At 66.7% G+C, this 22,661-nt stretch carries 18 protein-coding genes and 1 pseudogene; 1 reads left to right on the plus strand and 18 read right to left on the minus strand.

Annotated elements, in window-relative coordinates:
- Positions 1–4 precede the first annotated feature (4 nt).
- The 9 genes from HWX87_RS35670 to HWX87_RS35710 form a co-directional block, all read right to left on the minus strand.
- Positions 5–1,054 (minus strand): polysaccharide biosynthesis/export family protein, encoded by a 1,050-nt coding sequence (locus HWX87_RS35670; RefSeq protein ID WP_244137828.1) that lies wholly within the window; start codon positions 1,052–1,054, stop codon positions 5–7.
- A gap of 230 nt (positions 1,055–1,284) precedes the next feature.
- Complete coding sequence (locus HWX87_RS35675) at positions 1,285–1,689, minus strand: hypothetical protein (protein ID WP_176051517.1); 405 nt, start codon at positions 1,687–1,689, stop codon at positions 1,285–1,287.
- Positions 1,689–2,141, minus strand: coding sequence for a protein tyrosine phosphatase (locus HWX87_RS35680; RefSeq protein WP_176051518.1), 453 nt, complete (start codon positions 2,139–2,141; stop codon positions 1,689–1,691). The genes HWX87_RS35675 and HWX87_RS35680 overlap by 1 nt, the downstream gene beginning before the upstream one ends.
- Before the next feature lie 8 nt (positions 2,142–2,149).
- Positions 2,150–3,520 (minus strand): undecaprenyl-phosphate glucose phosphotransferase, encoded by a 1,371-nt coding sequence (locus tag HWX87_RS35685; protein WP_176051519.1) that lies wholly within the window; start codon positions 3,518–3,520, stop codon positions 2,150–2,152.
- A 41-nt stretch (positions 3,521–3,561) separates the two neighbouring features.
- A complete protein-coding gene (locus HWX87_RS35690; protein WP_176051520.1) occupies positions 3,562–5,085 on the minus strand; it encodes a mannose-1-phosphate guanylyltransferase/mannose-6-phosphate isomerase in 1,524 nt (507 codons plus the stop codon).
- Between the two features lie 1,403 nt (positions 5,086–6,488).
- Positions 6,489–8,570 carry an EAL domain-containing protein gene (locus HWX87_RS35695; RefSeq protein WP_176051521.1) on the minus strand — a complete coding sequence of 694 codons (2,082 nt, stop codon included), beginning with the start codon at positions 8,568–8,570 and terminating at the stop codon, positions 6,489–6,491.
- Positions 8,571–8,947: 377 nt separating this feature from the next.
- Positions 8,948–9,829 carry an endo alpha-1,4 polygalactosaminidase gene (locus HWX87_RS35700; protein WP_176051522.1) on the minus strand — a complete coding sequence of 294 codons (882 nt, stop codon included), beginning with the start codon at positions 9,827–9,829 and terminating at the stop codon, positions 8,948–8,950.
- Positions 9,830–10,192: 363 nt separating this feature from the next.
- Positions 10,193–11,506, minus strand: a complete 1,314-nt coding sequence (locus HWX87_RS35705; RefSeq protein WP_347880186.1) for a DNA alkylation repair protein — start codon at positions 11,504–11,506, stop codon at positions 10,193–10,195.
- Complete coding sequence (locus HWX87_RS35710; RefSeq protein WP_176051523.1) at positions 11,481–12,221, minus strand: hypothetical protein; 741 nt, start codon at positions 12,219–12,221, stop codon at positions 11,481–11,483. Before HWX87_RS35710 ends, HWX87_RS35705 begins: the two co-directional genes overlap by 26 nt.
- A 329-nt stretch (positions 12,222–12,550) precedes the next feature.
- Between HWX87_RS35710 and HWX87_RS38280 the strand changes: the two genes are divergently transcribed.
- Positions 12,551–12,679, plus strand: coding sequence for a hypothetical protein (locus HWX87_RS38280; protein WP_279612993.1), 129 nt, complete (start codon positions 12,551–12,553; stop codon positions 12,677–12,679).
- 116 nt (positions 12,680–12,795) lie between these two features.
- Here the strand turns inward: HWX87_RS38280 and HWX87_RS35715 are convergent, their stop codons facing one another.
- The 9 genes and pseudogenes from HWX87_RS35715 to HWX87_RS35755 all read right to left on the minus strand — a co-directional run bounded on the left by HWX87_RS35715 (position 12,796) and on the right by HWX87_RS35755 (position 22,637).
- The gene (locus HWX87_RS35715; RefSeq protein WP_176051524.1) at positions 12,796–13,983 is read right to left on the minus strand and encodes a M20 aminoacylase family protein; all 1,188 of its coding nucleotides are present in this window, start codon (positions 13,981–13,983) and stop codon (positions 12,796–12,798) included.
- Positions 13,984–14,051: 68 nt separating this feature from the next.
- Positions 14,052–15,521, minus strand: a complete 1,470-nt coding sequence (locus HWX87_RS35720) for an aldehyde dehydrogenase family protein (RefSeq protein ID WP_176051525.1) — start codon at positions 15,519–15,521, stop codon at positions 14,052–14,054.
- Positions 15,518–15,658: pseudogene (locus HWX87_RS35725) on the minus strand (FAD-dependent oxidoreductase); the annotation flags it as partial. The pseudogene HWX87_RS35725 and the gene HWX87_RS35720, both read right to left, overlap by 4 nt.
- A gap of 43 nt (positions 15,659–15,701) precedes the next feature.
- A complete protein-coding gene (locus tag HWX87_RS35730) occupies positions 15,702–17,027 on the minus strand; it encodes an FAD-binding oxidoreductase (protein ID WP_176051527.1) in 1,326 nt (441 codons plus the stop codon).
- Between the two features lie 2 nt (positions 17,028–17,029).
- A complete protein-coding gene (locus HWX87_RS35735) occupies positions 17,030–17,764 on the minus strand; it encodes a cupin domain-containing protein (RefSeq protein ID WP_176051528.1) in 735 nt (244 codons plus the stop codon).
- 118 nt (positions 17,765–17,882) lie between these two features.
- On the minus strand, positions 17,883–18,314 hold the full coding sequence (locus HWX87_RS35740) for an AraC family transcriptional regulator (RefSeq protein WP_176051529.1): 432 nt from the start codon (positions 18,312–18,314) through the stop codon (positions 17,883–17,885).
- Positions 18,315–18,338: 24 nt separating this feature from the next.
- Entirely contained in the window at positions 18,339–19,673 is a 1,335-nt protein-coding gene (locus HWX87_RS35745) for an FAD-binding oxidoreductase (protein WP_176051530.1), read from the minus strand.
- 139 nt (positions 19,674–19,812) lie between these two features.
- On the minus strand, positions 19,813–21,678 hold the full coding sequence (locus HWX87_RS35750; protein ID WP_176051531.1) for an ABC transporter ATP-binding protein: 1,866 nt from the start codon (positions 21,676–21,678) through the stop codon (positions 19,813–19,815).
- Entirely contained in the window at positions 21,678–22,637 is a 960-nt protein-coding gene (locus HWX87_RS35755; protein WP_176051532.1) for an ABC transporter permease, read from the minus strand. The genes HWX87_RS35750 and HWX87_RS35755 overlap by 1 nt, the downstream gene beginning before the upstream one ends.
- Positions 22,638–22,661 lie beyond the last annotated feature (24 nt).

Raw genomic sequence — 22,661 nt, forward strand, 5'->3', positions numbered from 1 at the left:
CGGGTCATTTCGCGACCAGCGCGCCGGTCATGCCGGCATTGATGGCGGGCAGCAGCAGCGACAGCACGCGGCTGAGCCGGACGAGGCCGTTGCCGTCGACATAGACGACGTCCTTCGGCGCGAGCCTGAAGTCGTTCGCGAGCACCATCGCAACCGGCGACTTGGCGTCGAGATGGAACACGTCGGGCGCGCTCGAGCCGCGACCTCGAATCACGTAGACCTGCGCAGTGTCGGCCGTGCCGCTGTTGAAGCTGCCGGCCTGCTGCAATGCGTCGCCAAGCGTCAACGAACCGTCGCGCAGCGGCAGCGCGAGCGTCGGCTTCGTGACCTCGCCCATCACGAATGCACCGCTGTCCTCGCGCGACTGCACGCGCAGCACGTCCCGGTTGCGCAACAGGATGCGGGCCGGGTCGATCCGTCGGGCGACAAGCTGGGACAGGTTCAGCACGTAATGCTCATCGCCGCGCATCAGCTCGATGCGGCTTCGGTCGGCCGTCGGCTGAAGGCCGCCTGCGCGATCGAGCGCCTCGACCAGCGTCATCGGCACGTCGTTGATCGGCTGGCCGCCCGGATTGCGCACCTCGCCCTCGACGTAGACCTGCTGGCTGCGGTACGACGTCACGCGCACGGTGACCTGCGGATCGCGGAACGTCTTCGTCAGCGCGACGCGGAATGCATCGCGGACCTCAGTCGTCGTCCGGCCCGCGACCGCGAGCGTGCCGACATACGGAAACTGCACGCTGCCGGATTCATCGACGACAAAGCCGCTGACGGGGTCGCTCGGTCGTTGCGTCGACGACGACTGGCTCGTCGGCGCCGCGGCGGACAGCTCGGGGTGGTCCCACACCGTGATCTGCAGCACGTCGCCGGCACCGATCCGATAGCCGCCCTTCGCGCGCTCACGCAGCAGCGTGTCGACGTTCGCGGCCGCGTCGCTGTCGTCGCGCATCGATTTCAGCAGATTGACGTCGATTTCCCGGATCGGCACATCGAGCGACTGAGCCGTCTCGCCGTTGCGCGTGCTGGCCACCGGCAGCTCCTGCGAACCGGTCATACGCATGCCGGGCGCGACAGCGCATCCCGTCAGGAACATGGACAGCATGAGCGGCGCCAACGCACGCCCCCGCCTGCTTCCTGTCGATACCACGTCAAATGATTTACCCATTGCTGCCTCGTATGTCGCGCTGTCGTTCATTCCGTCCGTGGCGCGTTGCTCACGGCTGTTTTCGTTGCGTTGCGTGATGGCGCGAGTCGTCTCGCCCCCATCCCGTGGTGTCCGGCCAATCACCATGGCGGGCGGGACCAGGGCGGCGCCATGCCCGGCCAGTCGTCCGCCGTGCTGTCGGTCCCGCCGGGTGACCGAAGCGGGACGCGTTGCACATTGCGCGTGCGATGCACGGTCGGCATGCCCAGCGCGTCGATCGACAACGCACGCATCTGCCGCTCGATCGGCAGTGGCGCATAGTTGCCGGCCAACGGCACGGCGACGCCGGACGCGACCGCCGGCTTCGCGATCGAACCGCGCCAGGGATTCGACGTTTGTGATGCGGGATCCGCGAGGCCCGTGATCCACCGCGGCGGATTCGGCACTGCGTTCGGCGCGGGGCGCGCCACCGGCGCGCTACCGTGCGCAGCCGACGCACACGCGAGGCCGACGAGCAGCGCGAAGTGTCGGGTGTGGTGTCGCATCAGCAGCCTCCCCTTGCGATGGCCGCGGGAATCCGCGCGATCCAGTGCGCAACTGCGTGCTCGATATGACGCGCCACCGCATCGAACACGTCCGCCGACTTGCCGACGGGGTCCGCGATATCGCGCTTCGTCGCATGGTCGAGCTGGAATACACGGCCACGCGCGAACGGATAGCGGCGCTCGATCTCGCGGCATTGCACGAGCGTCATCGCGAGAATCAGCTGCGATTCGCGCACGTGGCCGAGATGTACCGGTTGCGCGATATGGGACGTAATGTCGAAGCCGCGCTCGTGCATGACGTCGATTGCGGCCTGCGCGGCCGGCCGCCCGGCCAGCGCGATCAGCCCCGCGCAACGCACCTGCACGGACGGCAGTGCGCGCGCCAGCATCGCGCTCGCCATCGGGCTGCGGCATGCATTGCCGTCGCAGACGACCAGAATGCGTTCGATCATGGCCGGGCTCAGTAGGCGTTCGGATGAACGAAGCCCTTCAGCACCGTGGCGGCGACAATCTTCATGTCGAGCCCGAAGGACCAGTTGCGCAGGTAATAGAGGTCGTGCTGCACGCGGCCGACCATCTTGTCGAGGTGATCCGTTTCGCCGCGATAGCCGTTGACCTGCGCCCATCCGGTAATGCCGGGCTTGATCCGGTAACGATGGATGTAGCCCTCGACGAGCGGCCGGTACAGATCGTCGTGCTCGATCGCGTGCGGTCTCGGCCCGACGACCGACATGTCGCCGCGCAGCACGTTGAAGAACTGCGGCAGCTCATCGAGGCTCGTGCGACGCAGGAACGCGCCGATGCGCGTGATGCGCGTGTCGCCGCGCGTGGCCTGGTGCACGACGCCTGCCTGCTCGGCGTGCACGCGCATCGTGCGGAACTTGTAGATCCGGAACACCCGGCCATCGGCGCCTTTCCGGTACTGCGTAAACAACGCGGGGCCCGGCGACGACAGCTTGACCGCCAGCGCGATCACGCCGAGCAGCGGCGTCAGCGCGACGAGCGCCGCAGCCGCGAACACGCGGTCGAACAGCGCCTTCTGCATCAACGCGCGGTGCGACATCGGCGACGCCACGAGGTTGATCGCCGGCATGCCGACGAGATCCATCATCGTGCCGCCGAGCAGCGCGATACTGCACATGTCCGGCATGAAGCGGATGTTGATCAGATCGTCGCCGAACGTCTTCAGTACGCGCCGAATCGTCCGTTCCTCGGAGATCGGCAAGGCGAGCCAGATTTCCGTCGCGGCTTCGGCACGCACGGCCGCGGCGAACTCGGCGAAATCCGCGATCGCCGGGATGATCCCGTTGGACCGTCCCGCGGGATCGTGAAGCACGACCGGGCGGAACCCGCTTGCTGGGGACAGCGCAAGCGTTTCGATCACCCGCACCGCATGCGCGCCGTTACCGACGATCGCCACCTTGCGAAGATTCAGGCCGGCATGCCGGACGCGTGCGAGCATCGTGTAGGCGACCAGGCGGATGGCGATGAATCCGCATCCCGCGATCGCCGTCCAGTAGACGAACCACAGCCGCGACACGTGATCGACACGATGCATCGCGAACAGAAGCACGAGGTTGCAAGCCTGCACGGCGACCCATGCGGCACTGATGCGGCTGATCATCGCGATCCAGGACCGCCCGCGCCACGACTGGTACACCTGGAATGCCGGGAAGACGGCAAGCGTCAGCATCGCGACGAACGGGACGACCATCGCGTCCGGCCGGCCGAGCGTATCGTCGTCGAACCGCACATGCGACGCGGCGGCCGCCGCCAGCACCACGACGAGTGCATCGAGCAGGCGCGCGACAATCGACTGAACTCCGAACATGACTCTTCTCCAGGCGGCGCACGACGGCGCCGCATTTGCCGTCAAACGCGCCCGTATGCGTCGTCGAAGCGCACGATGTCGTCTTCGCCGAGATAGCTGCCGGTCTGCACTTCGATGATTTCCAGCGGCAACCGCCCCGGGTTTTCAAGCCGGTGCCGCACGCCGATCGGGATATAGGTCGATTCGTTTTCGCCGAGCAGGAATTGCTCGTCGCCGCGCGTGACGGTCGCCGTGCCTTTCACGACGGTCCAGTGCTCGGCGCGGTGGTGGTGCATCTGCAAGGACAGCCGCGCGCCGGGATCCACCACGATCCGCTTGACCTGGAAGCGCTCACCGCGATCGACCGAGTCGTACCAGCCCCACGGGCGCCGCACGAGCCGGTGCGTCTCGGCTTCCGCACCCTGCTCGGCCTTGATCCGGGAGACGAGCGACCTGACGCCCTGAACGTGCTGCCGGTCCACGACCAGCACGGCGTCGGGCGTCTCCACCACCGCCACGTTGCTGACGCCGACACACGCGACGAGCCGGCCTTCCGAATGCGCATAGCACGCAGCGGCATCCTCGAACATCACGCGTCCACGTCCCGCGTTGCCGTCCTGGTCCTTGTCGAGCGCCGCCCAGACGGCGTCCCACGACCCGAGATCGGACCAGCCTGCGTCCAGCGGAACGGCAACGGCTACCGGCGGCTCGACCATCATCGACAGCCGCTCCATCACCGCGTAGTCGATTGAATCGGACGGGCTCGCGGCGAACGGTTCCGGCGCCGGGTGAAAGCAGCCGTCATCCGCATGGCCGTCGCGAATCGCGGCGACGCACGCTGCATGAATGTTCGGCGCCAGCGCCTCGATGGCACGCAGCCAGACACTCGCCCGGACCACGTAAATGCCGCTGTTCCACCAGTGCGAACCCGACGCGACGTACTGCGCCGCGATCTCCGGCGCGGGCTTTTCGACGAACGCATCGAGCTTGCAGCCGCCGGCGGCACCGTCCAGCGCGACCGGAACACCGGTACGCAGATAGCCGAACCCGGAATCGGCATGCGTCGGCCGGACACCGAGCGTCGCGATGCACCCGAGCTGCGCGTAGCGCAATGCGGTTTCCATCGCGCGCTCGAAGCTTGACGTGTCGTGGATCGCGTGATCGGCCGGCATGACGACCAGCACGGGATCCCCGTGCTCGGCCGCCGCGAGTGCTGCCGCGAGCGTCATCGCGGGCGCCGTATCGCGGCGCGCCGGCTCGACGATCACGCGTGCGCGAAGGTCGCTGGCCGCAAGCTGCCGCACGGTGATGTGCCGATGCGCGCCGCCGCATACGACCTGCGCGTCGACCAGCTCGAATGTCGAACCGAGCCCACTCACCCTGCGCAGCGTCGCTTCGAGCAGCGTTTCCTCGCCGACCAGATGCGTGAGTTGTTTCGGGTGCTGCTCGCGGGACATCGGCCACAGCCGCGTTCCCGCCCCGCCTGCCAGGATCACCGGCACCACCGCGCCTGCGGCGACATGACGCCGATCCTGCGCCCCCGGACCAGCATGGCACGCATTGTCGACAAACTCGATTGCGCTCATTTCATGTACTCCTCAATATCCGGTTCTTCAGCACGCGACGACCCCACGACACTGCCCGGCCATCCGGACTTCGCGCCCATGTCCGCGCTGACGCCGGACAAGCTCCGCCCTCGGTATCCCGATGCATCGACAACATTCATCCAGGACGTCACTCGTCCATCGATGAATTAATCAATAAATTCGTATTCCTATATGAAATCGAATGCGCCGTTATCGGGCGAGCGGTTCGATTCCCGCCAGGAATCCAGACGATGAACGGACTGCGAGCTGCTTAGCCGCACGCCTCCGGACCGATGCGCTGACGCCGCGATGGCGTGTCGGCACGGTTCGGCATGGCAATGGAAATGCCGCGTCCGAGCCATCCCGAATGGATTGGCGCAGGAGCGCGATTGATCAAGTGAAGGCCCGGAATCGACCGCTTCGCCCCCGCGTCGCGTCCGGATATCGGAATATGGATGTGATTCATGATTGGTCTGGCGTTATGGTATTAACTACTTCGGCACGTGCCATTTAATGCACGATCCATGCCATCGAGTCCCATTCTTTTGCTGCAACGCAGAAAAACCTCGATAAACCAATGACCTATGTGCGAAATTGTAAAGGTATGAATAAATCAAAATAATCGAGTGCAACGTTTGCGCAACCGAAACGCTCGCACCCGTTACGTAACGGCACGCCGTAACGCACGCCGGACGGGAACATGATCCGGAGCACCCTGATCGTTGCCATTGCGGAATGGTTGTGTTCGAAAAAGCACGCTTAATGGATCGTCAAACGCCTTTGCGCGTGTCGGTACCCACCGTCGCAATATCGACACGTCAACAGTTTCTCGGCACTTTGTCGCGCGTATGGGAAACCGGTGAATATCGGCGGCCAGCAAACCGCAATCCACCCAAAAAAATCTGTCAACCGATTCAAATACCGGCAAGGTGCGCTGGAAATTGCGGACAGCCCCGCTGTCGTGTTGCATGGCAGTCCCGATAGCGGCGGCCAGCCCGGCATCGTCAGTGGATTCGACCTGACACGGTGGCGCGTCGTTCTCGTCTATCAGTGCCGCGAAGCTGTATTCGTCACGACGGCACAACGAAATTGGTCGGCGACTTCGAATCGTTACGCAAGCGACTCGGAATCGAAGGTGGGAGCGTGGCGGCAGACCATGGGGAGGCGCCTGTGCCGGCCTACGCAGGCAGTGTCTCGAGTGCCGCTCGGGCGTCGTACTGCACAGGACGGGCGGGAGATATGCCGCACCTGGGCCGCGCTGACCAACACTCAGGCATCCTGCCGGCGCAGACAGTCGTCAGCGAGTTGAAGCAGCTGCTGGCAATCGCACCACCGGCAGGGTCGCCCGTGCCGGCGCCAGCGCCGAACGCACAAGCGCTGCTGGATGCGTGATATCGACGGGATCAGATGTTCTTGAGCGCACTGCCTTGCGTGGTCATTTCGATGAAATGATCCGCCGGCATCGGGCGCCCGAGCAGAAAGCCCTGCAGCGAGTTGCAACCGAGCCGGGTCAGGAACTGCTGCTGCGCCGTCGTTTCAACGCCCTCCGCGACGATCTTCAGGTCGAGTGCCCGACCGAGCGCGACGATCGCGGAAATGATCGCGGCATCTTCGGTATCGTGTTCGAGATCCCGGATGAACCCCCGGTCGATCTTGAGCTCGCTGGCCGGCAAGCGCTTGAGATAGAGCAGGCTCGAATAACCGGTTCCAAAATCGTCGATGGAAATGCGCACGCCCATGTCGTGAAGCTGCTGCAGGATTCTCAGGCTGGCGTCGGCATCGCGCATCGCGGTGGATTCGGTGATCTCCAGCGTCAGGCAGTGCGGTTCCAGCGCGTGCCGTTGCAATGCCGCCTGCACGACCTGGATCAGGCTCGCATGACCGAACTGCAACGGCGACAGGTTGACGGCCATCGTCCAGTCGGTTCGACCTGCATCGCACCACGCGCGCATCTGCCGGCAGGCCTCGTCCAGCACCCATTCGCCAATCGGCACGATCAAGCCGGTCTTTTCCGCGATCGAGATGAACTGATCGGGTGAAATGAGGCCGCGCGTCGGGTGCATCCACCGCAACAGCGCCTCGACGCCGATGATCGGTCCATGGGGCACTTCGAACTTCGGCTGGTAATGCAGCACCAGTTCACGCCGCTCCAGCGCGAGACGGAGTTCCTGCACGATTTTCAAATGCTCGCGAACATTCGCGTTCATCGATGCTTCGAAGAAGCAATACGCGTTTCGGCCGAGCGCCTTCGCGTGATACATCGCTGCATCGGCGTTGGTCATCAGGTCCCGGAAATCGCTGCCGTTGCCCGGATAGAGCGCAATGCCGATACTGGCCGACACGCGCAATTCGTGCTCGGACACGCGGAACGGTCTCCGAATCACCGCCAATACCTTGTCCGCCACGTCGGCCGCATCTGCAGGCTCGTCCACCGCCACGACCAGCACGAACTCGTCGCCACCCAGACGGGCAATCGTGTCCTGCGAGCGCAGGTTCGCGCCGATGCGCCGCGCCACGTCAACCAGCAACAGATCGCCGACATGATGACCATAGGCGTCGTTGACCGCCTTGAATCCATCGAGATCCATGAACATCAACGCGAAACGCCCTTTCTCGCGGTCGGTGCCCTGGATCGCCTGATCGATCCGGTCTTCGAGCAGCACGCGATTGGGGAGCTTGGTGAGGTTGTCGTGCAGCGCCAGATACGTCAATTCCTGATTGGCTTCGGCGAGCGACGTCGCCAGTACCGCCGTGCGCGATTCCAGACGCAGATCAAGGATGGAGACGACCAGCGCGATCGAGAGGATGGCCAACGTGGCGACGATGATGACCAGTGCAAGCCAGCCGGCGTCCATGCGGGAGCCGGCCGCCCCGCAGATGCTGCCCAGCGGGAATCGGGCGGCGGCCATCCCGGTGTAGTGCATGCCGGCGATGGCGGCCCCCATCAGCACGGCGGATCCCAGATTGAGCAGGCGCACGCGCGACGAGTTGGCACGGCGGATGAACACGATCCACAGCACGGCGCCCGATGCGGCCACCGCAATCGCGACCGACAGGCAAACGAGCAACGGGTCGTACCGGATGCCCGGCGACATGCGCATGGAGGCCATGCCCGTGTAATGCATGCCCGCTACGCCGGCCCCCATCAGCATCGCCCCGCCACAAAGCCGGTACCACTTCAGCGTGTCCCGGCAGACGAGCCACAGCGCACACGTCGAGCAGACGATGGCGATCAGCAACGACAGCAATGTAATGGCCGGATCGTACCCGACCGGAATCGGCAACGCGAAGGCAAGCATGCCGACGAAATGCATCGACCAGATGCCCGTACCCATCACGCAAGCCCCGCCGACCAGCCACCCATGTGCGGCGTGCCCCCGAGCGGTCTTGATACGCCCGGCCATGTCCAGCACGGTGTAGGACGCCAATATGGCGATCAGGAGCGAAAGAAGAACGAGCAACGCGTTATAACTTGTCGGCAGCATTGTTATTTACAGATCGCTTTCGGTTCGGCATTGACGGGACCACACGCTACATGGGGTCTTCGTGAATTCGCGTGAAGGTCGGGCACAAAAGGAAAGCGGTGCCCGAAGGAACGGACTGGTCGTGCGACCAATCAGGCGATTCCAGCGACCACCGCTTGCATGGGCGGATCATAAACGCGACCTCCCGTTCAGGGAAGGATTTACCGCTGCGGGATCGGTGACGGACGCCGTCGGGATTTTACGGGCATCCGCAGGCGCACCGTCGGGAGGCCGAGCGCCATGCAGGCTTCGGCATCCTTTTGAAGCGGGTGTCGGCAATGAAGCGCGGCCAACGGACCGCAAGGTGCGTTGGCCGCGCTGTCATGCGGTGATGCCGCTCATTCGAACCGGCATGCGGCGCGCGGCAACGCCGCAAGCGTGTCGCTCGACCATTTCAGGATGCCGTCGAAGTTGGCACGGTTGTCCGCCGGACAGAAATCGGCGAGCGTCATGCCGTCCGGGCGCGTGTACTCGACGTTGAACACGGCCTTGTTCAGCGCGATGAAACTCGCGTAGCCGTCGCACTCGTGGAAGTTGTTGCACTCCTCGTTGAGCGCCCAGTCGGCAATCTTCGCCATCGCGACGGCGATCCCCGAGCCGTTCTTGAGGCCCATCGACATCCCGCGATCGTGCGCGGCGGCGATCAGCGCCGTGTTGTAGCGCAACTGGTCATCGCGTGTCAGCGGAAAGCCCGTTTCCTGCCGATAGCCGTCGTCCAGATCCGGTTCGACGCCGTCGCAGCCCTTTTTCTTCGCCTGGTCGAGACGCGCCAGCATGATCGGCATCAGGATCTTCGTCTGGCGGATGTCCAGCCAGCGCTCGTGATCTTCGTATCCTTCGACGGGGTAGCCGAGCACGCTGTCGGGAAACTGGCCTGCATCGCCGCGGCCGTCTTCCCGGCCGCCGGTCTCCATGTAGCAGACGACGTAGATGCCGTTCGCCTTCAAGCGCTGGATCGTCGCCGCATCGGTCCGCTCCATGTCGACGTCGAACATCTTGCGAGGATTGTTCACGCGGTCGAGCACGGTCTCGTTGATCGTATTGCCGTCGATCTGCCATTGCCAGCTCGTGCCGGGCACGAGCGGTTTCCAGGCCACGGGCGGCGACGCGCGCGTCGCGGCTGAGGCGACGGAGGTGCCCGGTGCGGACGAATCCGCATCGCCGCCGCACGCGGCAAGCAGCAGCATCAGCGCGACTGAAGCGAATGATCTGGCAGACATGGCGAATCCTTTGCTTTTTTTGGCGGCTTGTGAGGATGCGAGACAAAGACGGACAGCGGGATGCGACGGTGCATCCGCCGATACCAGGGTGGTACGGGAATCCGGGAGGCGCGTCGGAATGGTAGGCAGGAACGCCGCGCCGCGCTGTTCCGATTTGTCGACTTTTGTGGGGGTGGCGGCGCGAATCGCCATTGATATCGCCCACGCACTCGTCGGCTGTTCCGCAGTCGGTATCGAGCTGGAGCTCGATGCGCCCTGCTGTCCGGTCGCGATCGCACCGCACGTCCGGTGCGCCAGGCAGCGGCCGGGCCACAACACGCCCCGGGCCGCTTCACCTGACGGGATCGAACCGGCCGGCCATCCTCACATGGCGAGCTCGAAGAACGACCGCGCGACGACCTGGCCGTTGACGATCAGCTCGACCTCGTGCCGGCCCGCATAGTGCCGGCGCGTCGTGAAATCGCGGATCGCCCGGCTGTGCCGCAGCGCGATGCGCGCGCCGGGTTCGAGCGTCAGCCCCTTCAGCTTGAACACCTTCGGCGAGGTCTCGCCATTTTGCTTCACGTACGCAATCCGGTAATCGACGACGAGCCGCTGCGCGGTGTCGGCCGTGGAATGCAGCTCGCAGTCGAGCGTGACCGACTCGCCGAGCACCACCCGCGCGGGCGTCACGCCGAACGGGCCGACGGCGAGACGCGGCGCGCTTTCGGCACCGAGTATCGCGAGCGCGCGCGCATCGCCCTGCTTCACGAGCGTGCGCAGCGCATGCCGGACGATCCAGCGCGTATGCGGATGGTCGCCGCCCCATCGTTCGGCGCGCTCGAGCACCCAGGCCGGATGCGACTTCGCCACATCGTTCAGGTGATTCGCGACCGAGCGGCGCACGTAGGCGCTCGGGTCCGCGCGAAGCGTGTCGAGAATCCGCGCCGCGAGCGCCGGGTCGGCCTCGATGTCGCGCAGGCGGAACGACCATGGCAGGCGCGGACGGCTTCCCTCGCTCGCCAGCCGGCGCACGGCATCGTCCGCATCGTGCGACCAGGCTTCCATGGTTGCGAGCGCACGCGCCGTATCAATGCGCAGGTATTCGCGCACCGCGAATTCCGACGTGCCGAACCGCGTGAAGCATTTCAGCGCGTCCATCGAACGATCGAACGCGTGCCGCCCGTACTGCCCGACGTAATCGGGCGCGATGAGCGACACGAAGCCGCGGCCCAAGCGCGGCGCCGCCTCCTGCAGCAACGCCAGCACGGCGTCGTATCCGCCGGCCAATGAATGCGCCGCCGCGTCGATCGCCACGCTGGCGCGCCTGACGCGTTCCATCAGCGTCAGGTCGTCGAGGCCGTCGAGCGCCGTCGCCAGAAATGCCGCCCGGTCGAAACCGGGTTCGATCGCATGCAGCGCATCGGACAGCGTTCGGAATTGCTGCTCGCCCAACGAATCTTTCAGCGGGGCGGAAACCTGAGTGGTGGTCATGAAGGAAGGGAGTCGACGTGCGCCGCGGATCGATGAATACGAAAGCGCACAGTATCGCCGAAGCCCATGCCAATTCCTGTCAGTAGACCGTGCCCGGCCGCCACGCGCCCGCTCGGCACGCAGCCCAACGGTGCGGATCGTCTCCCCGGCGCGGGCACCACGGTGCGCGCGCCGCCGTTCACGGCTGCTCGCGCGAAACGCCACCCGCGAACCGGTTTCGCCACTGCCCGCCGGCAAACGCGACGACGATCAGCGACAGGTAGCCGGCGACGAGCAGATGGCGCCAGCTGTCGAGCGCGGCGCGATGGGCAACCAGCGCGGCGTCGGGGGCCGGCGCGGCGAGACTGCCCGGCACGACCGCGCGCGTCATCTGCACGAATCCGGCCGCCGACAGCACGGGCAGCAGGACGAGCACCCCGAGCAGCACGAACCTCGCGCGATGGAAAAACGCACGCCGGCGCAAATGAAACCACAACCCGAGGCTGCCGTGTACCCACCCCGGCGCGAGCAGCGCGATCTGCAGGCCCTGCGTGCCGCTCGTCAGCAACGCCACGACGACCCGTGCATAGTTCGGTTCGAAGCCGTAGAACGACGTCGCGATGCGTGTGCCGACGACGTGGCGAATCAACAGCAGCGGCAGGCTGAGTCCGGCCCACAGACGCAGCCATTCGGCAGGCGGCAGCGTCCAGTGCCGGCGGCCGTAGATGGTGCGGATCGCCAGCGCGAAATGCAGGCTGGCCGCGCCGTACAGCAGGATCGTTCCGGGCAGGCTTTGCCAGACGCCGATCGCCAGGTGCAGGGCGCGCTCGGCGACGTCGATCGACCAGATGCCGAGCGCGTGATTGACCATGTGTATGGAAATATAGATCCACAACATGATGCCGGAGCCGAGCTGCAGCCTTCGCGCGGCACCGCGCATCCGGTCCCGAAACCCCGGCGGCCGTGGCTCGTCGTTCGCGCTCGAGGCGGATTCGCGATCGCACCGCGACCGGTCAGGAACGTCCCCGAGTTGCTTCTCCCCGTCGCTCATTGGCCCCTCCCTGTCGATGCGTCCGGCACTTGATCCACATACCGCGGCGCGGGCCCGTTTATTCCGGCGACGTGCGACATCCTGCGCATGAAGCGCATCGCGCGGCGGCTGGAATAGAAGCCGTATGCGCAGGGTATACCGAGTGCGGGCACGACGGATCGCGATCGTGACGCGCCGCCCCGCTTCACTTCGAAGCGAGCGGGATCAAGGAGACCGTCATGTCAAACGTTCTGTCGCACTGGATCCTGGTCGGTTGCGACGCATACGACGAGTATGTGTTCGTGCCGTGGCTCGACAAATCGGTGTATCTGAGGACGGTCGCGCTGCGTCGCGTGTGCCTGCTGTGACGGATGCGGGCGTGATGCCCGCTGTGACTCGCCCGGCAAGTTGCGGGTAAGCACCGGGGCGTTCAGCGAGCATATTCGCGACCTGGTTGCCGGCTGCTTCTACGTCAGGCGCGCGATCACGGCGATCGCCTGAAGTAATGCTGAGCCAAGGCAACCCAATACCGGACGCCCGCCGGAATGATGTCGTCGTTGAAGTCGTATTTCGGGTGATGCAGCGACGGTGCAGCCGTTCCGGCCGGTGCATTGCCGATCAGCACATAAGCGCCGGGGCGCTCCTCCAGCATGAAACCGAAGTCTTCGGACGTCATGTTCGGCGGCACGTCGCGGTACAGGCGTTCGTCGCCGAACGCGTCGCGAACGACTGCTTCGCACAGCGACGTCTCGGCCGGCGTGTTGACGGTCGCCGGATAGTACTGAAAGAACTCGACGTCGACCCGGGCGCCATAAGCCGCGGCCAGCCCTTCACATACGAGCCTGACATCGCGCTGCAGCTGTTGCTGCAATTCCGACGACAGCGTGCGAATCGTCCCGCGCAGCTCGGCGCTGTCCGGAATGACGTTGTCCGTCGTGCCCGCATGAAACATGCAGACGGAAATGACGGCAGGATCGACGGGGTCCTTGTGTCGCGCGGCGATGGTCTGGCATTGCAGCACCATCGCGCACGCGAGCGGCACGGGATCGATACCCCGATGCGGTTGAGCCGCGTGCGCACCCTTGCCGGTCACCGTGATCCGGAAGCGGGACCCCGCCGCCATGATCGGGCCGGTGCGCAACCCGAAATGCCCGGCCGGCAAGCCGGGCCAGTTGTGCATGCCGAATACGGCCTCCGTCGGATATCGATCGAACAGCCCGTCGTCGATCATCTTGCGCGCGCCCGCGCCGCCCTCTTCCCCGGGCTGAAAGACGAAATGCACGGCGCCCGGCAACTGCGGCAATTCCTTCAGGATGCGCGCGGCCCCGAGCAGCATGACGGTATGCCCGTCGTGCCCGCACGCGTGCATGATGCCGTGCGCACACGACGCATGCGCGAAGTCGTTCGCTTCGTGGATCGGCAATGCATCCAGATCCGCGCGCAGCACGATGCCGCGGCCCGGGTCCGCACCGGGCAGGCTCGCGACGACACCCGTGCCGCCCAGCCCGCGCGACACCGCATAGCCGAGATCCTCGAGCTCACGGGCGACGACGTCGGCCGTCCGGTGCTCCTCGAATCGCAATTCGGGATGCGCATGCAGATCGCGGCGCAATGTCGCCCAGTGCGCGTGATGCGCTTTCAACGACGTCTCGGGGATGATGGCTTTTTCCAATTTCGACACTCTGGCAAGGCAATTCGATTCGAATCGAGACTGCTGACGCTTCGCGTGCAGCGGCTGCGTCAATCGTGAAACCCCACGATCGACTTGACCTCCATGTACTCCTCCATCCCTTCGATCCCGTACTCGCGGCCGTTGCCCGACTGCTTGTATCCGCCGAACGGCGCCTGAGGATCCCAGGCCGGGTAGTTCAGATGCACCTGGCCGGCCCGGATGCGTGCGGCCACCGCGCGCACGCGCGCCTTGTCGGTGCCCTGCACATGGGCGCCCAGCCCGTAGATCGTGTCGTTCGCAATGGCGATCGCTTCGTCCACGGTGTCGTATGGAAGGATCGCGAGCACCGGACCGAAAATCTCCTGCTGCGCGATCGTCATGTCGGTGCGGACGTCGGAGAAAATCGTCGGCCGCGCATAAAAGCCCTGGTCGAAACCGGCGGGCCGCCCGGGGCCGCCGGCGATCAGCTTCGCCCGTTCGTCGATGCCCGCGTCGATCATCTGCGCCACCCGGCCGAATTGCGCTCGATTGGCAAGCGGCCCGTGCGTCGTCGTTTCGGCGAACGGATCGCCGACAACCAGCTTTTGCGTGGCGGCGACGGCCAGTTCCTCGACCGCGCCGAGCACATCGCGCGGCACGATCATGCGAGTCGGCGCGCTGCACGACTGGCCCATGTTGCGGAATGCGGCGGCCACGCCGGGTGCGATGGCCTGCTGCAGGTCCGCATCCGGCAACACGATGTTCGGCGACTTGCCGCCCAGCTCCTGTGCGACGCGCTTGACGGTCGGTGCCGCCGCCTGCGCCACCAGCACACCGGCACGCGTCGAGCCGGTGATCGACACCATGTCGACCTCCGGGTGCGACGACAGCGCGGTGCCCACCTCCGCGCCGCTGCCGCTCACCAGGTTGAATACGCCCGCGGGCACGCCCGCATCGGCGATCACTTCCGCGAACAGCAGCGCGCTGAGCGGCGACAGTTCGCTGGGTTTCAACACGACCGTACAGCCGGCCGCGAGCGCCGGCCCGACCTTCGCCGTGATCTGATAGATCGGCCAGTTCCACGGCGTGATCAGCGCGCATACGCCGATCGGCTCGCGTACGATCGCGGTCGTTCCCCGCCGCGAGACGAACGGATAGCTCGCGAGATTGTCGCGCGCGACCCGGATATGCTCGACCGCGAGCGGCACGTGCGCGGCGCGCGCGTAGCTGACGGGCGCGCCCATTTCCGTGGCCAGCGCCGTGGCGAACAGCTCCGCGCGCTCCAGCATCAGCGCATGCACGCGATCGAGCAGCGCGGCGCGCGCCTGCGGCGAAGTGGCCGACCACCGTTCGAAGGCCCTGCGTGCGGCGGTGACGGCCCGGTCCGCGTCGCGCGCGTTGCCGAACGGGATTTCGCACAGCGTGTCTTCGGTGGACGGGCTGACGACCGCGAACCGGTCGCTGCCATCGGGCAACACCCAGTCGCCGTCGATGAAGAGGCGATCGAGCCTTCCGGTTTGCATCAGGTGACGAACGGGTGAACGGGTGGATGAATTCATGACAGGGTGTCCTTGAGTCGGCACCACGCGCCCGCAAACGGCACGAACCATGGTTTGCCGATGTGGCCGGACATGGCGGGCCGGCCGAAGCCTTTCGACGAGGTTGGATCGGCGCGTCCGTCGATGATCCGCGCCACCGGCATGGCGATGCTGCGTGTCGCGGCAGTCATCACGCGGGTACTAGAAATCGGCGACCTTGCCCCATGCCGAATCGCTGAACCGGCCCGGCTGATACGGCACCGGATCGACCAGCGGCTGCGCGCCCGTCGCAAGATCCGCGATCAGGTGCCCGGCGCCCGGCCCGATCCCGAAGCCGTGGCCGGAAAAGCCCGCTGCGAGGATCAGCCCCGGCACACCCGGCACTTCGCCGATGCCCGGCACGCCGTCCGGCGTGCTGTCGACGAACCCGGCCCACGCGTGCGTGATCGTCGCGTCGCGAAGTTCGGGCAGCAGTTCGACGGCGCGGCGGTAGGTTTCGTGGACCGTCGGCATGTCCGGCTTCGGATCCAGAATGCGGACCGCCTCCATCGGCGTCGGCGCATCGAGGCGCCAGCGCTTCAGCGTTTCATGGCCGCCACGCAGCCCCTCGAGCCCGCCCGGCAGAAGATTTCGCCAGCGCTTCGCGAACATCGGCACGAACTGCGGCGCGAATCGCAGGAACTGCGGCGTCAGGTCCACGCGTGCGCGGCCGCTGATCGCCAGCGCGTAGCGTCCGTCGCTGCGGCGTGTCACGGACACGCCTGACGTGTACATCGCATCCGGCAGCGGATGCTCGACCGGCGACACGCTCAGGATCGACTGACGGATCGACGCCTGCGGAAAACGGATGCCGAGCTGGCGGCAGAACGACGACGCCCATGCACCGCCCGCAAGCACGACCGTCCTGGTCTTGATGACGCCGGCTTCCGTGACGACGGCGCTGACGCGCCCGCCCTCGAGTTCGATGCCGCGCGCCGCGCAGTGCTGGTGGACACTGCCGCCGAGCTTCATCAACGCGGCAGCCACAGCCGGCGCGGCCTTTCCCGGGTCGGCCGTACCGTCGGTCGGCGAAAACACGCCGCCTTTCCACGGCCGCCCGGTCGCGTGCCCGCGCTCGGTGGCCTGCTTGCCGTCGAGCATGGTCGTCGTCACGCCCGCCGTCTTCGCAAACTCGCCCCAGCTGGCCCAACGTGACAGCTCGGCCTCGTCATTGCTCAGGTACAACAGGCCGCAGCGATGAAAACCCGTGTCCTCGCCCGATTCGACGCCGAATCGTTCCCACAGATCGATGCTCTTGGTTGCCATCGGCAATTCGCGCGCATCGCGGTTCTGCTGCCGGCACCAGCCCCAGTTGCGGCTCGACTGCTCGGCGCCGATTCGGCCCTTCTCGACGAGCGCGACCGATACCCCGCGCCGGGCGAGGTAATAGGCGGTAAAGACGCCGATGATGCCGCCGCCGATCACGACGACATCGGCCGAAGCCGGCGGCGTGGCCAGGGTTTCGATATGGCGTAGCGGTGGGGTCATGCTCAGGCTCGCTCGGTGGATGCGTTGACGTTCTGCACGACGTAGAACTTCGCGACGCGTTCGCTGCTCTCCCACCCGATCGATGTGCCGTGCGGCACGAACAGCGCATCGCCGGCGCCAAGCGACAGCACGCTGCCGTCCGGCGCGGCGAACCGTACGTCGCCGTCCAGCAGGAACATGAATTCGTTCACGCGATGCGGCCGGACGATCCGGTGATAGGGCGTCGAATCCCACGTGCCCGCGCAACATGCGGCGCCGTCGTCGACGAACACGTTGTCGCTGCGGCATTGCGGCGCGGGGCCGAGCAGCACCTCCGCCGGCAGCGTGGCCGACGGCTTGAAGTCGGCATCGGCTCGCAGCGCAAATACGCCGCGCTTGGTCGGTGTCGCGCACGCGGCGGCGCAGAACATGAACAGCACGCGCGATGCAGCGATGACGCGCAGCGCCGTGCCGCCGCCGATCACGGCCCCGTCTCCCGGGCCCAGCACCAGCGGCGCGGCGCCGGCCGCTTCGAGCGTCAGCTCGCCCTCGATGATTGCAATGGTTTCGATGTGCGGAAAGCTGGCCACGTCGAGTTCGCCCGTGAAGGCGATGCGTCCGGCGGCCATCGCGTCGTGCCCTTCCCAGGCGATCTCCCGCGTTTGCGCAAAAGGATCGTTCGCGCCGAATGCCTGCTTGCGAAACGCGGTCGACAAAGGTGCGCCGTCGGCACGGTGCAATACGAAAACTGCGGTCATTTCTGCTCCTGTGCGGCGCGTGACGGTCCGGTCGAACACCGTCGCGCGATATCGGAAATCGTCGTTCTCCGGCTCTGCTGCCGAGATCCTCCGGCGTGCAAACCGTGCCTGTTTTCGCCTACGCCGCGTGACACGGCGCTTCGCGGCGTTCGGCGTGCGCGCGCGCCGAAGAGGTTCGCGCCGTCGCACCGCCTGCCCGCGCGACCACGTAATCGCGCGGCGTGATGCCAAGCACCCGCCGGAAATGCCGGCACAGATGGCTCTGATCGAAGAACCCGACGTCGGTCGCGACGACCGACGGCGCGAGACCGGCGCGCAACAGGTCCTGCGCACGCCGTACCCGCACCAGGCACAGATACCGGTGCGGCGACAAGCCGGTTTCGCTGCGGAACCGCGCGGTGAAACGCGACACGCTCAATCCGGCCACCGCGGCGAGCGTGTCGAGGTTCAGCGGCTGCGCGAACGACGCGTCGATCGCTCGCAGCACGTCGCCGATCGCCGGAGACACGGGCTGCGCGACACGAGGCGAGCCAACGAGTTGCACTGTCATTTCGAATCCTCCCGGGCGCCCGCTTCAGTGCAGGAAATCCTGAATCCGGTAATACGCGCCGACGATCGGCAGGAACCAGGCATGCCCGAAATGGCCGGGCATCGCCGGCCACTCGAGCTCGCGCCACGGATTCGACGCGGCCGCGCCGTACAGCACGTCGGCCATCACGCGGCCCATGTGCACGGACATCTGCACGCCGTGACCGCTGTAGCCCATCGAGTAATAAAGCCCGTCGTGCTGGCCCGCGCGCGGCAGCCGGTCGGCGGTGATGTCGACCAGCCCGCCCCAGCAGTAATCGAGCCGCACGTTGGCCAGCTCGGGGAAATAGCCGGCCATGCCGGCGCGCAGGATGTCGCCGCTTTTCGCGTCGGAGTGCGGGCTCGACATCGCGAAACGCGCGCGTCCGCCGAACAGCAGCCGGTTGTCGGGCGTCACGCGGAAGTAGTTGCCGATCTGGCGCGACGTCACATACGCACGGCGGTGCGGAAACAGCCGGTTCAGCTGCGCGTCGGGCAGCGGCTCGGTCACGACGATGAAACTGCCGACCGGCGCGATGCGCCGCCGGAACCACGCGAACGGGCCGTGCTGCGACGCGCCGGTCGCGACCAGCACGCGGTCGGCGACGATCGTGCCGCGCGTGCAGGTGATCACGTGGCGCTCGCCCTCCAGCCGGTCCAGCTGCGTGACGGCTGCCTGCTCGTAGAGGCGTGCGCCGGCGTGCACGGCCGCCTGCGCAAGCCCGACGCCGAACTTGCCCATGTGCATCTGCGCGCCATTGCGCTGCAGGAGCCCGCCGTAGAAACCGTCGGAGGCGACCTCGTCGCGGATCCGCGACGGTTCGATCAGTTCGATATCCGGATCGACATCGCGCCGTAACGCATCGAACGTCTTCGCGAGTCCCGCGAAATGCTGCGGTTTCGCAGCAAGCTTCAGCTTGCCCGCCCGCCGGAAGTCGCAATCGATCGCCTGCTCCGTGACGATCGCCTCGACGCTCTTCACCGCACTTTCGTAGGCGCGATAGAACTGCTTCGCCGGCTCGGCGCCGATTCGGGCGGCAAGCGACGCGTAGTCCTGAGCAACACCCGTATTGCACTGGCCTCCGTTGCGGCCGGACGCTTCGCCTGCAACCTGCGCGGCTTCGAGCACGACCACCGATACGCCGCGCTGCGCGAGCGCGAGCGCCGCCGACAACCCGGTGAAGCCGCCACCGATCACGACCACGTCGGCACGCCCTTCCACAGGGCCTTCGCAGCCGGCGCCAAACACGGGGCGGGTATCCAGCCAGTACGATGCGAATTTCATCGGATCCTTCTCTTGCCTTCTGGAGACGACGATCGGAGACCGTTCAATGGCAATCATTTAAGCACCGTCAAAAAGCGCAGTTGCCGCGTATTCGCGCACGGCACGCGCACAAATCGCCGTTTTGCGGGAGCGCCGCAGCAGACTCTGCGGCACACCGGCCATCGGCTCGCGCGACGAACGGCCGGCGTGCCGCACGCTACAGCCGCACCGGCGTGACGCCGGCCTGCACCGGTTCCGCCTGGAAGCGAACGAGATCCTCCTCGCTGCGATGGCACAGCACCTGCGCGCCGCTCTCGAGCGTGCGCAGCACGGGCGCCGTCCGGTTGCAGACGCCGTCCACCCGCATCGCGCAGCGCGACAGGAACGGACACAGCTCGGCATCATCCGCACGGGTGCCGATCGGCACCAGCGGCCGATGGCAACGCTCGGCCGCATCGTCGAGCCAGCCGGCGCGCAGTTCCGGCGCGGACGACACCAGCAGGTGCGAATACGGGTGATAAGGCGGCGCGCACAGCGCGTCGCGGCTGCCCGTCTCCACGCGGCGGCCCGCGTACAGCACGACGATGTCGTCGCTGATCGCGCGCACCTTCGCGATGTCGTGCGTGATGAACACGTACGACACCCCGAGCTTTGCCTGCAGGTCGCGCAACAGATCGATGATCGCCGCGCCGACCACGGTGTCGAGCGCCGACGTGACCTCGTCGCACAGGATCAGGTCCGGCTCGGCCGCGAGTGCACGCGCGAGGTTCACACGCTGCTTCTGTCCGCCCGACAGCTCGCCGGTGCGCCGCGCGGCGACCGCTTGCGGCAGCCGCACCAGCTCGAGCAGCTCCGCGACGCGCTGACGCGCACGCGCGCCCCTGATCCCGTGATAAAACGCGAGCGGCCGAGCGAGCGTGCGCTCGACGGTATGCACCGGATTGAGTGCGGTATCGGCGTTCTGGAACACGATCTGCACGCGGCGGTGCTGCTCCTTGGTGCGCTTGGCCGTGTCGCGCGCGAGCGGCTCGCCGTCGAGCAGGATCTCGCCGCCCGTCGCCGGCACGAGGCCCGCGATCACCTTCGCGAGCGTCGTCTTGCCGGAGCCCGATTCGCCGATCACGCCGACGGTCTGCCCGCGCCCGATGCACAGGTCCACCTCGTGCAGGATCACCTTCGCGGGCCAGCCTTTCGCGGTACGGCCGCCGTACCCGGCGATCGCGCCGCGCACGTCGAGCAGCGGCGTCGGTGCGGCGCTCGCCGCCTTCGCATCGCGTCCGGCATCCCCCGGCGTGACCGCCGCGATCAGGCTCTGCGTGTACGGGTGCGTCGGTGCATGCAGGATCTGTTCGGTCGCGCCGGCCTCGCGGATCACGCCGTCGCTCAGCACGACGATCTGGTCGGCCATCTGCGCGACCACGGCCAGGTCGTGCGACACGTACACCGCGCTCATCCCGTAGCGCCGGATCACGCGCTTGAACGCCTGCAGCACGTCGATCTGCGTGGTCACGTCGAGCGCGGTGGTCGGCTCGTCGAGGATCACCAGCTCGGGATCGGTGATCAGCGCCATCGCAGCCATCAGCCGCTGCAGCTGGCCGCCGGAGACCTGGTGCGGATAGCGCTTGCCGATCGTCTCCGGCTCCGGCAGCGCGAGCGCACGGAACAGCTCGATCGCCTTCGCCTGCGCATCGCGCTTCGTCATCGTCTTGTGAATCAGTGCACTCTCGATCACCTGGTCGAGAATCGTGCGCGACGGGTTGAACGCAGCGGCGGCACTCTGCGCGATATAGGCGACCTTGCGGCCGCGCAGCGCGGCCAGCGCCGGCGCGGACAGCGTGCAGAGGTCCGTGCCGCCGAGCTTCACCGAGCCGCCGGCGATCCGGCATCCGGTACGCGCGTGGCCCATCAGCGACAGCGCGATCGTCGTCTTGCCGGAGCCCGATTCGCCGATCAGGGCGAGCACCTCGCCACGCGCGATATCGAAGTCGACACCGTGGACGATCGTCGTTTCCTCGCCGCCCGGCCGGCCGCCGACCACGCGCAGCCCGCGCACCTCGACGAGCGGGTTCGATTCGTGTCGCATCAGTGCCCTCCGGCGGCGCCGGCCGCGCCCTTGCGGCGGCCGCGATGCGGCAGGCCGTCGATCATCAGGTTGACGCCCACCGTCAGGATCGCGATCGCGACCGCGGGCATGATCGCGACGGCCGAGCCGTCGCCGAGGCTCGCGATGTTCTCGCGCACGAGCGAGCCGAGATCCGCATACGGCGGCTGCACGCCGAGCCCGAGAAAGCTCAGGCCGCTCAGCAGCAGCACGACGAACGTGAAGCGCAGCCCGGTATCGGCGAGCATCGGATGGATCATGTTCGGCAGCATCTCGACGCATGCGATGTACAACGCGCTCTCGCCGCGCGCCTTCGCGACCTGCACGAATTCGAGCGTGCTGATGTTGACCGCCAGCGCGCGTGCGATCCGGTACGAGCCCGGCATGTAGCTGACCGCGGCGGTGAGGATCAGGAGCGGCAGCGACGAGCCGAACGCGGCGACGAACATCAGCGCGAACATCTTCGACGGAATCGACGTGAGTGCATCGAGCAGCCGGCTCATCGTCTCGTCGACCGCGCGCCCCGACACGGTGGCAAGCAGTCCGAGCGTGGTGCCGGTCAGCGCGGCGAGCAGCACCGCCGCGAGCGCCAGCAGCACGGTCAGCCGCGTGCCGTACAGGATCCGGCTCAGCATGTCGCGGCCGAGAAAGTCCGCGCCGAACGGCAGCTTCGCGCTGAACGGCGCGAATACGTCCGGCGTGACGATCGCGCCGACGTCGTGCGGCGCCAGCAGCGGCGCGAACACCGCGATGAACAGCATCAGGCCGACCATCGACAGGCCGACGCGGCCGCCGGCCGTCAGTTTCATGCGTGCGGCGCGGCGTTTGCGCGGCTGGTCGGGGGCGGGCGCGGCCGGCGGCGTCGCGCCGCCCCACGGTGGTCGCGGTTCGCCGGACGGCGGCAGCGCGCTGCTGCGATGAACGGGTTCGGTCGGGTGCATGGGCGGCATCTCGGAAGAAGGACG

The organism is Burkholderia sp. BCC1644, from assembly GCF_902833225.1.
In the GTDB taxonomy this organism is placed as follows: Bacteria; Pseudomonadota; Gammaproteobacteria; order Burkholderiales; family Burkholderiaceae; genus Burkholderia.

Bases quoted from the DNA above. Each gene is read 5' to 3' on its own strand.
- HWX87_RS35670 (WP_244137828.1), bottom strand. From the start codon at position 1,054: ATGACCGGTTCGCAGGAGCTGCCGGTGGCCAGCACGCGCAACGGCGAG.
- HWX87_RS35675 (WP_176051517.1), bottom strand. From the start codon at position 1,689: ATGCGACACCACACCCGACACTTCGCGCTGCTCGTCGGCCTCGCGTGT.
- HWX87_RS35680 (WP_176051518.1), bottom strand. From the start codon at position 2,141: ATGATCGAACGCATTCTGGTCGTCTGCGACGGCAATGCATGCCGCAGC.
- HWX87_RS35685 (WP_176051519.1), bottom strand. From the start codon at position 3,520: ATGTTCGGAGTTCAGTCGATTGTCGCGCGCCTGCTCGATGCACTCGTC.
- HWX87_RS35690 (WP_176051520.1), bottom strand. From the start codon at position 5,085: ATGAGCGCAATCGAGTTTGTCGACAATGCGTGCCATGCTGGTCCGGGG.
- HWX87_RS35695 (WP_176051521.1), bottom strand. From the start codon at position 8,570: ATGCTGCCGACAAGTTATAACGCGTTGCTCGTTCTTCTTTCGCTCCTG.
- HWX87_RS35700 (WP_176051522.1), bottom strand. From the start codon at position 9,829: ATGTCTGCCAGATCATTCGCTTCAGTCGCGCTGATGCTGCTGCTTGCC.
- HWX87_RS35710 (WP_176051523.1), bottom strand. From the start codon at position 12,221: ATGCGCGGTGCCGCGCGAAGGCTGCAGCTCGGCTCCGGCATCATGTTG.
- HWX87_RS38280 (WP_279612993.1), top strand. From the start codon at position 12,551: ATGTCAAACGTTCTGTCGCACTGGATCCTGGTCGGTTGCGACGCATAC.
- HWX87_RS35720 (WP_176051525.1), bottom strand. From the start codon at position 15,521: ATGAATTCATCCACCCGTTCACCCGTTCGTCACCTGATGCAAACCGGA.
- HWX87_RS35730 (WP_176051527.1), bottom strand. From the start codon at position 17,027: ATGACCCCACCGCTACGCCATATCGAAACCCTGGCCACGCCGCCGGCT.
- HWX87_RS35735 (WP_176051528.1), bottom strand. From the start codon at position 17,764: ATGACCGCAGTTTTCGTATTGCACCGTGCCGACGGCGCACCTTTGTCG.
- HWX87_RS35740 (WP_176051529.1), bottom strand. From the start codon at position 18,314: ATGACAGTGCAACTCGTTGGCTCGCCTCGTGTCGCGCAGCCCGTGTCT.
- HWX87_RS35745 (WP_176051530.1), bottom strand. From the start codon at position 19,673: ATGATTGCCATTGAACGGTCTCCGATCGTCGTCTCCAGAAGGCAAGAG.
- HWX87_RS35750 (WP_176051531.1), bottom strand. From the start codon at position 21,678: ATGCGACACGAATCGAACCCGCTCGTCGAGGTGCGCGGGCTGCGCGTG.
- HWX87_RS35755 (WP_176051532.1), bottom strand. From the start codon at position 22,637: ATGCACCCGACCGAACCCGTTCATCGCAGCAGCGCGCTGCCGCCGTCC.